This is a genomic window from Paucibacter sp. KCTC 42545, assembly GCF_001477625.1.
GTDB lineage: Bacteria > Pseudomonadota > Gammaproteobacteria > Burkholderiales > Burkholderiaceae_C > Paucibacter_A.
This window is the reverse complement of the sequence record NZ_CP013692.1, coordinates 2,874,868-2,888,637: the sequence shown is the minus strand read 5'-3', so window position 1 is coordinate 2,888,637 and position 13,770 is coordinate 2,874,868. Positions and strand designations below refer to the sequence as shown.

14 protein-coding genes are annotated in these 13,770 nt (G+C 62.4%); all 14 read left to right on the top strand.

The annotated features are described in order from the left end of the window. Positions 1–8 precede the first annotated feature (8 nt). Positions 9–434, top strand: a complete 426-nt coding sequence (gene ndk / locus AT984_RS12595) for a nucleoside-diphosphate kinase (protein WP_058720391.1) — start codon at positions 9–11, stop codon at positions 432–434. A gap of 67 nt (positions 435–501) precedes the next feature. Beyond that, complete coding sequence (gene rlmN, locus AT984_RS12590) at positions 502–1,638, top strand: 23S rRNA (adenine(2503)-C(2))-methyltransferase RlmN (protein ID WP_058720390.1); 1,137 nt, start codon at positions 502–504, stop codon at positions 1,636–1,638. Between the two features lie 82 nt (positions 1,639–1,720). Beyond that, positions 1,721–2,509: a type IV pilus biogenesis/stability protein PilW gene (pilW, locus tag AT984_RS12585; RefSeq protein ID WP_058722297.1), complete on the top strand. Its 789-nt coding sequence runs from the start codon at positions 1,721–1,723 to the stop codon at positions 2,507–2,509. A gap of 24 nt (positions 2,510–2,533) precedes the next feature. After that, the gene (locus AT984_RS12580) at positions 2,534–3,547 is read left to right on the top strand and encodes a helix-turn-helix domain-containing protein (RefSeq protein ID WP_058720389.1); all 1,014 of its coding nucleotides are present in this window, start codon (positions 2,534–2,536) and stop codon (positions 3,545–3,547) included. A 5-nt stretch (positions 3,548–3,552) separates the two neighbouring features. Further along, a complete protein-coding gene (gene ispG, locus AT984_RS12575; RefSeq protein ID WP_058720388.1) occupies positions 3,553–4,848 on the top strand; it encodes a flavodoxin-dependent (E)-4-hydroxy-3-methylbut-2-enyl-diphosphate synthase in 1,296 nt (431 codons plus the stop codon). Between the two features lie 28 nt (positions 4,849–4,876). Next, complete coding sequence (gene hisS, locus AT984_RS12570; RefSeq protein WP_058720387.1) at positions 4,877–6,193, top strand: histidine--tRNA ligase; 1,317 nt, start codon at positions 4,877–4,879, stop codon at positions 6,191–6,193. Positions 6,194–6,262: 69 nt separating this feature from the next. Then, on the top strand, positions 6,263–6,940 hold the full coding sequence (locus AT984_RS12565; RefSeq protein WP_058720386.1) for a YfgM family protein: 678 nt from the start codon (positions 6,263–6,265) through the stop codon (positions 6,938–6,940). Further along, the gene (gene bamB / locus AT984_RS12560; protein WP_231741413.1) at positions 6,937–8,091 is read left to right on the top strand and encodes an outer membrane protein assembly factor BamB; all 1,155 of its coding nucleotides are present in this window, start codon (positions 6,937–6,939) and stop codon (positions 8,089–8,091) included. Before AT984_RS12565 ends, bamB begins: the two co-directional genes overlap by 4 nt. Before the next feature lie 57 nt (positions 8,092–8,148). After that, a complete protein-coding gene (gene der / locus AT984_RS12555) occupies positions 8,149–9,489 on the top strand; it encodes a ribosome biogenesis GTPase Der (protein ID WP_058720385.1) in 1,341 nt (446 codons plus the stop codon). A 108-nt stretch (positions 9,490–9,597) separates the two neighbouring features. Further along, on the top strand, positions 9,598–9,843 hold the full coding sequence (hfq, locus tag AT984_RS12550; RefSeq protein WP_058720384.1) for an RNA chaperone Hfq: 246 nt from the start codon (positions 9,598–9,600) through the stop codon (positions 9,841–9,843). Between the two features lie 189 nt (positions 9,844–10,032). Beyond that, positions 10,033–11,292: a GTPase HflX gene (gene hflX, locus AT984_RS12545; RefSeq protein ID WP_082680344.1), complete on the top strand. Its 1,260-nt coding sequence runs from the start codon at positions 10,033–10,035 to the stop codon at positions 11,290–11,292. A gap of 2 nt (positions 11,293–11,294) precedes the next feature. Continuing rightward, positions 11,295–12,635 (top strand): FtsH protease activity modulator HflK, encoded by a 1,341-nt coding sequence (gene hflK, locus AT984_RS12540; protein WP_082679995.1) that lies wholly within the window; start codon positions 11,295–11,297, stop codon positions 12,633–12,635. Positions 12,636–12,655: 20 nt separating this feature from the next. Continuing rightward, positions 12,656–13,555, top strand: a complete 900-nt coding sequence (hflC, locus tag AT984_RS12535) for a protease modulator HflC (RefSeq protein ID WP_058720383.1) — start codon at positions 12,656–12,658, stop codon at positions 13,553–13,555. 14 nt (positions 13,556–13,569) lie between these two features. Further along, on the top strand, positions 13,570–13,761 hold the full coding sequence (locus tag AT984_RS12530) for a DUF2065 domain-containing protein (protein ID WP_058720382.1): 192 nt from the start codon (positions 13,570–13,572) through the stop codon (positions 13,759–13,761). Positions 13,762–13,770 lie beyond the last annotated feature (9 nt).

Genomic DNA, 13,770 nt, shown 5'->3' with positions numbered 1-13,770 from the left:
AGAAAACCATGGCTATCGAACGCACTCTGTCCATCATCAAGCCCGACGCCGTCGCCAAGAACGTCATCGGCCAAATCTACGCTCGCTTTGAAGGCGCTGGCCTGAAGATCGTGGCTGCCAAGATGGCCCACCTGTCGCGTGGCGAGGCTGAAGCCTTCTACGCCGTGCACAAGGCACGTCCTTTCTTCAACGACCTGGTCAACTTCATGATCTCCGGTCCCGTCATCATCCAAGCTCTGGAAGGCGAGAACGCCATCCTGAAGCACCGCGATCTGATGGGCGCCACCGACCCGAAGAAGGCCGAGAAGGGCACCATCCGTGCTGACTTCGCTGACAGCATCGATGCCAACGCCGTGCACGGTTCCGACGCCGCCGAAACAGCAGCGCAAGAAATTGCGTTCTTCTTCCCCGGCATGAATGTTTACAGCCGTTAATTCGGCAGTCGCAAAGCCTCTTGTGCCTCGGCCTTGAGGCCGCGCGACACAAGAGGATTGAAGACTCATGGACGCAGCCGTCAACCTGCCTGGACTCACGAACCTACTCGGTTTCGACCTCGAAGGCCTGGCCGCGTACTGTGAGCAGCTGGGTGAGAAGCGCTTTCGCGCCACCCAGCTTTTCCGTTGGATCCATCAAAAAGGTGCGTCTGATTTTGATCAGATGACCGACCTGGCCAAGTCGCTGCGCGACAAGCTGGCCTCACGCGCATGCGTCACGGCGCTGCCCGTTATCTCCGAACATATTTCCACCGACGGCACGGTCAAATGGCTGTTCGACGTCGGTGCCGGCAATGCGGTCGAAGCGGTGTTCATCCCCGAAACCGACCGCGGCACCTTGTGCATTTCCAGTCAGGCCGGTTGCGCCGTGGGCTGCCGTTTTTGCTCCACCGGCCACCAAGGCTTCAGCCGCAACCTCGACACTGCCGAGATCATTGCCCAACTCTGGTTCGCCGAGCACAGCCTGCGCAAGCGCTTCAATCAGACTGAACGCGTCATCTCCAATGTGGTGATGATGGGCATGGGTGAGCCGCTGCAGAACTACAGCGCCCTGGTGCCCGCGCTGCGCATGATGCTGGACGACCATGGCTACGGCATGTCGCGCCGCCGCGTCACGGTCTCGACCTCGGGCGTGGTGCCCATGATCGAGCGCCTGCGTGACGATTGCCCGGTGGCTTTGGCCGTGTCCTTGCACGCGCCGACCGATCCGCTGCGCGACCAGCTAGTGCCGCTGAACAAGAAGTACCCCATTGCTGAGTTGCTGGACGCTTGCAACCATTACCTGGAAAAGGCGCCGCGCGACTTCATCACCTTTGAGTACTGCATGCTGGACGGCGTCAATGACACGCCCGAGCAGGCGCATGCCTTGGTGGAATTGCTGCGCGGCCATGTGTCCTGCAAGATCAATCTGATCCCCTTCAATCCCTTCCCGGCCTCCGGCTTGAAACGCAGTGCGAACGAGCGTGTCAAGGCCTTTGCCGATGTGCTGCTGCAGGCAGGCCTGATCACCACGGTGCGCAAGACGCGCGGTGACGATATCGACGCAGCTTGCGGGCAGTTGGCCGGTGAGGTGCAAGACCGCACCCAGGTGCATGTGCGCATGGTGCGAGCGCCAATAGTGGTAAAAGGCGCGAGCCCTTCCTGAACCTCCGTTCTTCAGCCAGCCCGCCGCCATGAAAAACTTCTCGTCAGTTTCCGATGCGCCTGTCTCGACTTGCTTGCATTTTTTGACCCGACCTTTGCTGGCGCTGATGGTGGCCGCCACCGCGCTCATGGTCGGTTGCGCCGCGCCGCAAGGCAATGAGCGGGAAGTGCCCCGCACCGATTTCGATTCCACCGACGCTGATCGCCGCGCTTCTGTGCGTATGGAGCTGGCCGGTGGCTACTTTTCGCGCGGCCAGTACGACACGGCGCTGAACGAGGTCAAGCAGGTCTTGGCGATCAAGCCGGATATGCGTGAAGCGCTCAATTTGCGCGGCCTGATCTACGGCGCCCTGGGTGAGACCCAGTTGGCCGAAGACAACTTCCGCCGCACCTTGAATCTGTATCCGCAAGACCCGGATACCTTGCACAACTACGGCTGGATCCTGTGCCAGCAAAAGCGCTGGTCGGCGGCGCAAGAGCAGTTTGATCGTGCCCTGGCCCAGACCAGCTACCGCGCACCCTCGCGTACCTGGCTGGCCAAGGGGGTTTGTGAGGCGCGTGCAGGTCGCCAGGCCGCGGCCGAGCAGAGCCTGCAGAAGGCTTTTGAATTTGATCCTGCCAGCCCAGCCGTTGCCTTCAATTTGGCCGAGGTGCTGTACCGCGGCCAGCAATATGAGCGCGCGCGTTTCTACATTCGCCGCGTCAATGCGCAGACCGAACAGAGCAATGCCCAAAGCCTTTGGCTGGCATTGAAAATAGAGCGCGGCATGGGCAGCAGCGCGGGCGTTGAGGACCTGAGCCAGCAGTTGCGCAAGCGCTATCCGCAGTCCCCGGAGCTGAAGGCTCTGGACGCGGGCCGCTTCGACGAATAAAAAAGAACAAGAGGGAATGAACGCATGACTTCGAATCTGAGCGGGCCTATTGCAAGCGAGGCAGCCGAGGCAACCGACTTGCCCGCCACAGAAGTTGGCGCCGGCGCGCCGCAGTCGGCCGGTGCCTATCTGCGCGCCGCGCGTCAGCAAAGTGGCCTGCATATCGCCGCGCTGGCCGTCATGCTCAAGGTGCCACAGGCCAAGCTGGAGGCCATTGAGGGCGACCGTTGGCAGGACCTGCCGGATATGACTTTTGTTCGCGCCCTGGCCAAAGCCATGTGCCGTGCGCTGAAGGTTGACGCCGGCCCGGTGATGGCCATGCTGCCGAGCAGCGAGGACAAGGTTCTGAGCGTGTCCCGTGGCTTGAATACGCCATACCGCGACCGCTCCGCTGACAGCTTTTCGCTGGAATTGCTGGGCCGCCCGGTGGTATTGGGCGCGGGTGGCTTGCTGGTGGCTGCGGCCGTGGTCTTTTTTATGCCCGCTGACTGGTTGCAGAACTTGACTGCCAAGAGCCAGCCTGCGCTCGACGTGCCCGCCGCAAGCGTGCCGGTTTTGGCTGCGCCTTCAGCGCCTGCTCAAGACTTGGCGCCGGTGGTGCCGGGTGCCAGTTCCCTGGCCGTATCCGTCGAGACCAATGCCCCGGTGCTGGCGAATGCGCCGGCATCCGCCGCAGCGGCATTGACGACCTCGTCATTGAGCCCGGCGCCGGTGAACACGGCCCAATTGGCGGCCAAGCCCGCCTTGGGTGCCACGCCGACGGCCAGCGCGCCCGTGCCTGCACCGGTTCCTGGCCTTGGTCAAGTGCCTTTGCGCGTCAAGATCAGCGACGAATCCTGGGTCGAGGTGGTTGATGCCAAGGGTCAGGTCTTGCTTTCCAAACTGCTGCGCCCCGGCGATGAGCAGAATCTCGTTGGCACGCCGCCCCTGAAGATCCGCGTTGGCAATGTGGCCGGTACCGAGCTGACCCTGCGTGGCAGCTTGGTGGATTTGAAAGCCCAGTCACGTGACAACGTGGCCCGCATCGAACTGAATTGAACATCATGAGCAGCAGCGACATCATTTTGGACAGCAATATCGAGCAGGCGATTGCCGCCGCCATGCCGGCCCCGCGCCGCTCGCGCCAGGCGCAAGTGCGCCAGGGCTCGCGCATAGTCACCATCGGTGGCGACGCCCCGGTTCGGGTGCAGTCCATGACCAATACCGACACGGTGGATGTGATCGGCACCGCCATCCAGGTCAAAGAGCTGGCGATTGCCGGCTCGGAGTTGGTGCGCATCACCGTCAACACGCCGGAAGCGGCCGAAGCGGTGCCCCATATCCGCGAGCAGCTCGACCGCATGGGCATTGATGTGCCGCTGGTGGGGGACTTCCACTACAACGGCCACCGCTTGCTGACCGACTACCCGGCCATGGCGCAGGCCTTGGCCAAGTACCGCATCAACCCCGGCAATGTGGGCAAGGGTGACAAGCGCGATCGCCAATTCGGCCAGATGATCGAAGCGGCGATCAAGTACGACAAAGTCGTGCGCATCGGGGTCAACTGGGGCAGCCTGGATCAAGAGTTGCTCGCCAGCATGATGGACGAGAACGCGCTGCGGGCCGTGCCTTGGGATGCCAAGCAGGTGATGTACCGCGCACTGATCCAGTCGGCCCTGAGCTCGGCGGCCTATGCCCGTGAACTGGGCCTGAACCCCGACAACATCATCATCAGCTGCAAGGTCAGCGGCGTGCAGGACCTGATCTCGGTCTACCGTGCCCTCGCCGCGCGTTGCGATTACGCCCTGCATCTGGGCCTGACCGAAGCCGGCATGGGCACCAAGGGCACGGTGGCTTCCGCCACGGCCCTGTCCATCCTGCTGCAAGAGGGCATTGGCGACACCATCCGCGTCTCGCTCACGCCTCAGCCCGGTGAAGCCCGCACCCAAGAAGTGGTGGTGGCGCTGGAGATTTTGCAAAGCCTGGGTCTGCGCGCCTTTAATCCCAGCGTGACGGCCTGCCCGGGCTGCGGCCGCACCACCAGCACCACCTTCCAGGAACTGGCCAAGCAAATCGACGACTTCCTGCGTGCGCAGATGCCGGTCTGGCGTGCCAAATACCCCGGCGTGGAAAACCTCAAGGTCGCCGTGATGGGCTGCATCGTCAACGGCCCCGGCGAGAGCAAGCATGCCGACCTGGGCATCAGCCTGCCCGGCACCGGCGAGGCGCCGGCCGCCCCGGTCTTCATCGACGGTGAAAAGGCCCTGACCCTGCGTGGTGACAATATCGCCAACGAGTTCCATGCCTTGGTGGAAAGCTATATCGAGAAACGTTTCGGCGCTGCGGCCCAAACAGCCTGAATCCGCCTGAAAACAAAGAGCGCCATTGATGACTGAAGTACAAGCGAAAAAATTGCCCCAGCTGCAAGCGGTCAAGGGCATGAACGACATCCTGCCGGCCGAGTCGGCCCGCTGGGAATGGCTGGAAGCCAAGATGCGCAATGTCTTGCAGCGCTATGGTTATGCCAATGTGCGTACCCCCATCGTCGAGCCCACCGCCTTGTTTGTGCGCGGCATTGGCGAGGTGACGGACATCGTCGAGAAGGAGATGTATGCCTTCGAAGACCGCGCCGACAAGCATGGCCAAGCCGAGCATCTGGCCCTGCGCCCCGAGATGACGGCTGGCGTGGTGCGCGCCATGATCGAGCACTCCTATCTGCGTGACTCGGGCCGCCGCCTGTACTACTTCGGCCCCATGTTTCGGCGTGAGAAGCCGCAAAAAGGCCGCTATCGTCAGTTCCACCAAATGGGCGTGGAAGCACTGGGCTTTGCCGGCCCGGACGTCGACGCCGAAGTGATTCTGATGGGCAGCCGCCTGCTGCGCGAACTGGGCCTAGTGGATGGTGAGCATGTTCGCCTGGAGTTGAACTGCCTGGGCGAAGTGGCCGAGCGCCGCGCCCACCGCGAAGCCCTGATTGCCTATCTGGAGGAGCACAAAGAGCTGCTGGACGAAGACAGCCAGCGCCGCCTTTACACCAACCCCTTGCGCGTGCTGGACACCAAGAATCCGGCTCTGCAAGCGATGGCCAATGCGGCGCCCAAGCTGCTGGACTTCCTGGGCGAAGCCTCGCTGGCGCACTTCAATGGCGTGCGCGCCATTCTGGATGCGGCCGGTGTGGCCTACCAAATCAACCCACGCCTGGTGCGTGGCCTGGACTATTACAACCTGACCGTGTTCGAGTGGGTCACCGACAAGCTGGGCTCGCAAGGCACCGTTTGCGGTGGTGGCCGCTATGACGGCCTGATCGAACAGCTGGGCGGCAAAGCTGCGCCGGCAGTGGGCTTCGGCATGGGCATGGAGCGCATGCTCTTGCTGCTGGAAGAAGTGGGTGTATTGCCCAGCGCCCCGGTGCCGCAAGCCTATGCCATCGTGCCCTCGGTCAAAGGCTTGCCTCAGGTGATGGTGACGCTGGAGGCGCTGCGCGCCGCCGGCGTGTCGGTGGTCTTGCACCCTGGCCAGAGCAGCATGAAATCGCAGTTCAAGAAGGCCGATGCCAGTGGCGCGGCCTTCGCCCTGATCTTTGGCGAGGACGAAGTCGCCCAGGGTCAGGTGGCGGTCAAGCCCTTGCGCGCCGAAGGGGCAGAGCAATTCATTCGACCCATGGTCGATGCCTCGGCTTGGGCGGCCGAGCTGCTCAACTCATAATCGCGACCGGCTGAGTCCTTTGATGATTCATGCCGGCCACTTTCGCTAATTCAAAGAAACTTCTCATCCATGGCGTCGCATCTCGATCTCGAAGAACAAGAACAGTTAGACCAGCTGAAGGCATTCTGGAAGCGCTGGGGCAATCTCATCACCTGGGGCCTGACCCTGGCCGTGGCCGTGTTTGCCGCCTGGACCGGCTGGAACTGGTACCAGCGCGACCAAGCCATCAAGGCCGCCGCCATGTATGACGAGCTGGACCGTGCGGTGCAACTGGGCGAGGCTGACAAGGCCGGCCGCGTCTTCACCGACCTGAAGGATCGCTACCCCGGCACGGCCTACGCCGCCCAAGCCGCCCTGCAGGCCGCCAAGGTGCAGTTCGACAAGGGCAATGCCGATGCCGCCCAAGCCAGCCTGGCCTGGGCCGCCGATAACGCCAAGGCCGATGAGTACCGTGACATCGCGCGCTTGCGCCTGGCCGGCTTGCAACTCGACGCCAAGAAGTACGACGAAGCCGGCAAGACGCTGGATGGCATCAAGTCCAAGGAATTTGCTGCACTGCAGACCGACCGCCGTGGCGATCTGTTCAAGCTGCAAGGCAAGCCTGAGCAAGCCAAGGCCGAGTATCTGAAGGCCCATGCCGCGATGGACAAGACGCAGGACTATCGCCACCTGGTGGAAGCCAAGCTGGCCACCTTGGGTGTGGCCATGCCTGACGAAGCGGCTGCTGCCGCCGGAGCTGGCAAATGAGTCGGCTGACGAGCTGGGTCTCGGGTCGTCAGCTGCAGCGCAGCGCGGCGCTGTTGGCGGTGTCGGCGTTGTTGTCGGCATGCTCCCTCTTCGGTGGTGACAAAGCGAGCAAGCCCGCTGAGCTGGAAAAGATCACGCCCGCCATCGCTGGCCGCGTGGTCTGGAACACCAGCCTGGACAGCGTGCAGTTCCCGCTTTCCATCGCCGCCGTGGCCGACCAATTTGTGGTGGCCGGCACCGATGGTGTGGTGACTGCTTTGCAAGCCGCTAACGGCAAGCCTCTGTGGCGTGCCGATGTCGGCCAAAAGCTCAAGGCTGGTGTGGGCAGCGATGGCCGCTTCGCCGCCGTGGTGACCCGCAATAGCGAGTTGGTGGTGCTGGAAGCGGGCCGCGTGCTGTGGCGCAAGACCTTGCTGACGCCGGTGATCACCGCGCCTCTGGTGGCGGGTGAGCGGGTGTTTGTGCTGTCGGTGGACCGTCAGGTTCTGGCCTTCGATGCCCAAGAGGGCCGCAAGCTGTGGGAAATGCGCCGTCCTGGCGACGCGCTGACGCTGGCGCAGCCGGGTGTGATCGGTGCCTTCAAAGACACCCTGATCGTCGGCCAAGGCGCACGCCTGACCGGGGTTGACCCGAACAAGGGCACTGTGCGTTGGGAGGCCAGCGTGGCCAATCCGCGCGGCACCAACGAAGTCGAGCGTTTGGCTGACCTGGTTGGCCCAATGTTCCGCAGCGGTGATCTGCTCTGCGCCCGTGCCTTCCAGTCGGCCGTGGGTTGCGTCAATGCTGACCGTGGCCTGGCGCAGTGGAGTCGCAATGTCGGCGGCATCAACGGTGTTGGTGGCAGCGCGAGCCTGGTGGTTGGCGGCGATGCCTCCGATCGCCTGACCGCCTGGAATATCAATAACGGTGAAGTGCAGTGGACGGCGGAGCAATTCCTCAACCGCAAGCTCAGCGCGCCGTTGCTGCAAGCTGCCACCGTGATCGTGGGTGATTTTGAAGGCCAGGTGCATTTCCTGTCTGCCGAAACCGGCAAGACTCAGCTGCGCCTGAGCACCGATGGCTCGCCCATCGTTGCCGCCCCCGTGGCCTTGGGGCAAACCGTGTTGGTCGCCACGCGCAAGGGTGGTTTGTACGCCTTTCGCCCTGAGTAAGCAGGCCGGCGGCCCTCAATTTGTAGTTCAGTAGTCAACAGCTAAAAGAAGAAAAATATGAAACCTGTCATCGCACTCGTCGGGCGCCCCAATGTGGGCAAGTCCACCTTGTTCAACCGGATGACCAAGAGCCGCGATGCCATCGTGGCTGACTTCGCCGGTTTGACCCGCGATCGCCATTACGGCGATGGCCGCATCGGTAATCGCGAGTACATCGTGATTGACACCGGCGGCTTCGAGCCCGACAGCACGACAGGCATCGTCAAGGAAATGGCCAAGCAGACCCGCCAGGCCGTGGCCGAGGCGGATGTGGTGATTTTTGTGGTGGATGTGCGCTTGGGCCTGTCGGCGCAAGACTCCGACATCGCCCGCTATCTGCGCCAGGCCAGCAAGCGCGTGTTCGTGGCCGTCAACAAGGCCGAGGGCATGAGCGAGTCGCCACTGTTGGCGGAGTTCCATGAACTCGGCATGGGCAACCCGATCCCGATCTCGGCCGCGCACGGCCAGGGCATTCGCAGCCTGCTCGACATCGTGCTCGAACCTTTCGAATTCGCGGAAGAGGAAGACGGCGAATCCGGCGCCGCGCCGGACGGCGTGATCCGCCTGGCCGTGGCCGGCCGCCCGAACGTGGGCAAGAGCACGCTGATCAATACCTGGCTGGGCGAAGAGCGCCTGGTGGCGTTCGATATGCCCGGCACCACGCGCGACGCGATTGCCGTGCCCTTCGAGCGCAATGGCCAGCAGTTCCAGTTGGTCGACACGGCCGGTCTGCGCCGCAAGGGCAAGGTGTTTGAGGCGATCGAGAAGTTCTCGGTGGTCAAGACTCTGCAAGCCATTGCCGACGCCAATGTGGTGCTGTTGCTGATCGACGCCACCCAGGGTGTGTCGGACCAAGACGCGCACATCGCCGGCTATGTGCTGGAAAGCGGCCGCGCGGTGGTGATTGCCATCAACAAATGGGATGCCATCGACAGCTATCAGCGCGAGTTGCTGGCACGCTCCATCGAGCAGCGCTTGGCCTTCATGAAGTTCGCGCCCGTGCTGCACATCTCGGCCTTGAAGCGTCAGGGTCTGGGCCCGCTGTGGGGCGCCTTGGCTGACGCCTATTCCTCGGCCTACAAAAAGATGACCACGCCGGTGCTCACCCGCCTGATTCAAGAGGCGGTGGAGCACCAAACGCCCAAGCGCAGCGGACACTATCGTCCCAAGCTGCGTTACGCCCACCAGGGCGGTATGAACCCGCCGCTGGTGATCGTGCACGGCAATTCGCTGGAAGGCGTGACCGAGGTCTACAAACGCTACCTGGAAGGCCGCATTCGCGCGCACTACAAATTGGTCGGCACGCCGCTGCGGATCGAGATGCGTTCCTCCAAGAATCCTTTCGCGGACAAGGAGTGACCCCGTCACCTCCCGCCCCGCCGGCAGCACTGAGGCTTACCCTGTGTTAAGGTGGAAACCGTTAGTTCGAACTCGTTTGTTTATCCCTCTCACAACACGGAGCATATCGTGAGCAATAAAGGCCAACTCTTGCAAGACCCCTTCCTGAACCTGCTGCGCAAAGAGCATGTTCCGGTCTCCATCTACTTGGTTAACGGCATCAAGTTGCAAGGCCACATCGAATCGTTCGACCAGTATGTGGTGCTGCTGCGCAACACCGTGACCCAGATGGTCTACAAGCACGCCATTTCGACTGTGGTGCCAGGCCGTGCCGTGAATTTCCACACCGCTGACGCGGCCGACGACGCTGCTTGAATCCGGCGACCCGCCCCAGCCTGCCTCGCCTGAAATGCTGTCGCCTAACTCGGCGTTAGCACTTGAAGCAAAAGCAGGCGGGCGGGTTGTTTGCTGACTGGGCTGGCCCAAAACAAAGACACCTTGAGTTCATCCGCTTCCACTGCTTCTTTCCCCACCGCGACGCCGCCCTCTGAGGCGGCGCGCGCCATTCTTGTCGGCGTTGATTTCGGCCGCAACGCCAAGGGTTCGACCTTTGACGCGACCCTGGACGAGCTGGCCCTGCTGGCTGAATCGGCCGGTGATACACCGGTGGCACGCGTCATCGCCAAGCGCCAGGCGCCCGATGCGGCGCTGTTTGTTGGCTCCGGCAAGGCTGATGAGATCAAGCTGCTGGTGCAAGCGCACCAAGCCCATACCGTGCTGTTCGACCAGGCGATTTCGCCGGCACAGCAGCGCAATCTGGAGCGCGTGCTCGGCGTGCCCGTCGCTGACCGCACGGCCTTGATCTTGGAGATTTTTGCTGCCCGCGCCAAGAGCCATGAAGGCAAGATGCAGGTGGAATTGGCCCGACTGCAATACCTGGCCACGCGCCTGGTGCGGCGCTGGAGCCACTTGGAGCGGCAAAGCGGCGGCATCGGCATGCGCGGCGGCCCCGGTGAGGCGCAAATCGAGCTGGATCGGCGCATGATCGACGACCGCATCAAGACCATCAAAGACAAGCTCAAGAAGGTGCAGCGCCAGCGCAGCACCCAGCAGCGCGCGCGGGCCCGTAACAGCGTCTTCCGCGTCTCCTTGGTTGGCTATACCAATGCGGGCAAGTCGACCCTGTTCAATGCTTTGGTGAAGGCGCGCAGCTACGCGGCCGACCAACTTTTTGCCACGCTGGACACGACCACCCGCTCGCTGTACCTGGAACAGGCTGGCATGAGCGTGTCGCTGTCCGACACAGTGGGTTTCATCCGCGACCTGCCGCACAAATTGGTCGAGGCCTTCCGCGCCACGTTGCAGGAAGCGGCCGACGCCGACTTGCTTTTGCATGTGGTGGATGCCGCCTCGCCGAACTTGGATGAGCAGATGCGCGAAGTCGAGCGCGTGTTGGCTGAAATTGACGCCGCCGGCATTCCGCAGATTCTGGTCTACAACAAGCAAGACATGCTGGAAGAAGACCAGCGCCCGCGCGAAGCCATGGACTGGCTGGAGCGGCCCGATGTGGGGCAGGGCGGTGCGGTGCGCGTGCCGCGCGTTTTTGTCAGCGCGCTGGACGGCACCGGCCTCGATATCTTGCGCGAACAAATCGTGCTGGCCATGCAGCGTGCGCCTAGCGACGCAAGCGGTGACCCCCGCGATCCGCGCGACTTGAATTTCCGCACATCTCCCCAAGCTGGCGGGATGGACTTTGATTCCGAGCAAAACCCTTTGGCTGACTCCGATCCGGATGCGGCTGACCCATTCCCTACACAGGCATGAGCATGAATACCTTTGAGCCCGTGAGCCGTGCGCGGCCGCTGACGACCACCCCGGGTGGGCAAGTCAAAGCCGTAGCACTCGCCGCCCAGGCCTTGATCGCCGGCGCCGCCTTCAAGCTGATGCCGCGCGGCTGGCAAGAAGGGCGCTTGCTGAACAATGGCCGCAATGACGGCCCGCCCGATTTGGACGAGTTGTGGCGTGACTTCAACAAGAAGTTGTCCGGCATGTTCGGTGGCGGCAACGGCGGCAATGACAAGCCCGGTGGCAATAACAACAACGGCAATAACAACCCCAACTTCCAGCCCGATATGAAGAGCGCCGGCATCGGCGCGGCGCTGATCGCGGGTGTGGTGGTGCTGGGCTGGTTGGGCAGCGGCTTCTTCATCGTGCAAGAAGGTCAGCAAGGCGTGGTCACGTCCTTCGGCAAGTACAGCAAGACGGTCGAGGCCGGCTTCCAGTGGCGCCTGCCTTACCCCTTCCAAGCGGTGGAGGTGATCTCGGTCACCCAGTTGCAGCAAGTGGAAGTGGGGCGCGCCATCGTCGTGCCTTCGTCCGGCCTGCGCGACTCCTCGATGCTGACCCAGGACGAGAACATCGTCGACATCCGTTTCACCGTGCAGTACGTGCTGAAGAACGCGCGTGACTATCTGTTCGAGAACCGCAACCCCGACGAAGCCGTGGTGCTGGCGGCCGAGTCGGCCGTGCGCGAGATCGTTGGCAAGAGCAAGATGGACTCGGTGCTTTATGAGCAGCGCGACGCCATCGCCGTTGAGCTGGTGCAGTCGGTGCAGGCGCAGTTGGATCGCCTGAAGTCCGGCATCTTGGTTAAGAGCGTCAATGTGCAGAACGTGGCCCCGCCCGAGCAGGTGCAGGCGGCGTTTGACGATGCATTCAAGGCCGGCGCCGACCGCGAGCGTCTAAAGAACGAAGGCCAGGCCTATGCCAACGATGTGATTCCGAAGGCGCAAGGTACGTCGGCGCGCTTGATGGAAGAAGCCGAGGGCTACAAATCCCGCGTCGTGGCTCAGGCCGAAGGTGATGCGCAGCGCTTCAAGAGCGTGCTGGCTGAGTACCAAAAGGCCCCCGCGGTGACGCGTGATCGCCTCTACATCGACACCATGCAGCAGGTCTATTCGAATGTCAGCAAGGTGATGGTGGACAGCCGCAGCGGCTCGAACCTGCTGTATTTGCCGCTCGATAAGCTGATTCAGCAGACCGGTGCGGGCAATGTGACGGTGTCGCCACCGGTCGTGGTGAGCCCAGCTACCGAGAGCCCGGCGCCCAGCACCGGCGCCAATGACCTGAGATCACGTGACGGCCTGCGTAGCCGTGACGGCCGCTGATAGAGCCGGGAGATAAAGACATGAATCGTATTGCCGCCATCGTCGCGGGTGCTCTGGTCGCTTTCATGGTGGCCAGCTCCATGCTGTTCATCCTGGATCAGCGCCAGTTTGCCGTCGTCTACTCACTCGGTGAAATCAAGGAAGTCGTCACCGAGCCTGGCCTCAAGTTCAAGATGCCGCCGCCGCTGCAAAACGTGGTCTTCCTGGATCGCCGTGTGCAAACGCTGGACAGCCCTGAGTCGCGCCCTATCTTTACCGCTGAAAAGAAGAGCTTGGTGATCGATTGGCTGGTGAAGTGGCGTGTGGCCGAGCCGCGTCAATTCATCCGCAACAACGGCGCCAATATGCGTAACGTTGAAAACCGACTGAGCCCAGTGGTGCAGGCGGCCTTCAACGAAGAAGTCACCAAGCGCACCGTGCTGGCCGTATTGGCCACCGAGCGTGAGAAGGTGATGAACGATGTGCGCGCCCGCTTGGTGGACGAAGCCAAGCAGTTCGGTATCGAGATTCTGGACGTGCGCATCAAGCGCGTGGACTTCGCTGCCAACATCACTGATTCGGTCTACAACCGCATGAAGTCCGAGCGTCTGCGCGTGGCCAATGAGGCACGTTCTACCGGTGGTGCTGAAGGCGAAAAGGTTCGCGCCGATGCTGATCGTCAGCGTGAAGTGATCGTCGCGGAAGCCTATCGTGACGCGCAAAAGATCAAGGGTGAGGGTGATGCCAGGGCGTCGGCGATCTACGCTGAGTCCTTCGGCCGCGACCCGCAATTCGCCCAGTTCTATCGCTCGCTGGAAGCCTATCGCAACACCTTCCGCAACAAGTCGGACGTGATGGTGCTGGACCCCAACAGTGACTTCTTCAAGGCCATGCGTGGCGCTGGCGCCAACGCCGCACCTGCACCTGCGCCGCGTAAATAAGGCTTAAGCCCGAGGTGTCGACCGATCTGATCTTCGGTGCCTTGGCGCTGATGTTGGTGATCGAGGGCCTGTTGCCCTTGATCAATCCGACCCTGTGGCGTCAGGTGTTCGCTCGTATGCTGGGCATGACGGACGGGCAGATTCGCTTCGTCGGTTTGTCAAGCATTTTGGCGGGAGCCCTGTTGCTGGCACTGGTCTGGCAGTGAATCTGGCCT

Coding starts and splice junctions, on each gene's coding strand:
- ndk (WP_058720391.1), top strand. CDS start 9: ATGGCTATCGAACGCACTCTGTCCATCATCAAGCCCGACGCCGTCGCC.
- AT984_RS12565 (WP_058720386.1), top strand. CDS start 6,263: ATGGCGTCGCATCTCGATCTCGAAGAACAAGAACAGTTAGACCAGCTG.
- hisS (WP_058720387.1), top strand. CDS start 4,877: ATGACTGAAGTACAAGCGAAAAAATTGCCCCAGCTGCAAGCGGTCAAG.
- ispG (WP_058720388.1), top strand. CDS start 3,553: ATGAGCAGCAGCGACATCATTTTGGACAGCAATATCGAGCAGGCGATT.
- AT984_RS12580 (WP_058720389.1), top strand. CDS start 2,534: ATGACTTCGAATCTGAGCGGGCCTATTGCAAGCGAGGCAGCCGAGGCA.
- der (WP_058720385.1), top strand. CDS start 8,149: ATGAAACCTGTCATCGCACTCGTCGGGCGCCCCAATGTGGGCAAGTCC.
- hflC (WP_058720383.1), top strand. CDS start 12,656: ATGAATCGTATTGCCGCCATCGTCGCGGGTGCTCTGGTCGCTTTCATG.
- bamB (WP_231741413.1), top strand. CDS start 6,937: ATGAGTCGGCTGACGAGCTGGGTCTCGGGTCGTCAGCTGCAGCGCAGC.
- hflK (WP_082679995.1), top strand. CDS start 11,295: ATGAATACCTTTGAGCCCGTGAGCCGTGCGCGGCCGCTGACGACCACC.
- rlmN (WP_058720390.1), top strand. CDS start 502: ATGGACGCAGCCGTCAACCTGCCTGGACTCACGAACCTACTCGGTTTC.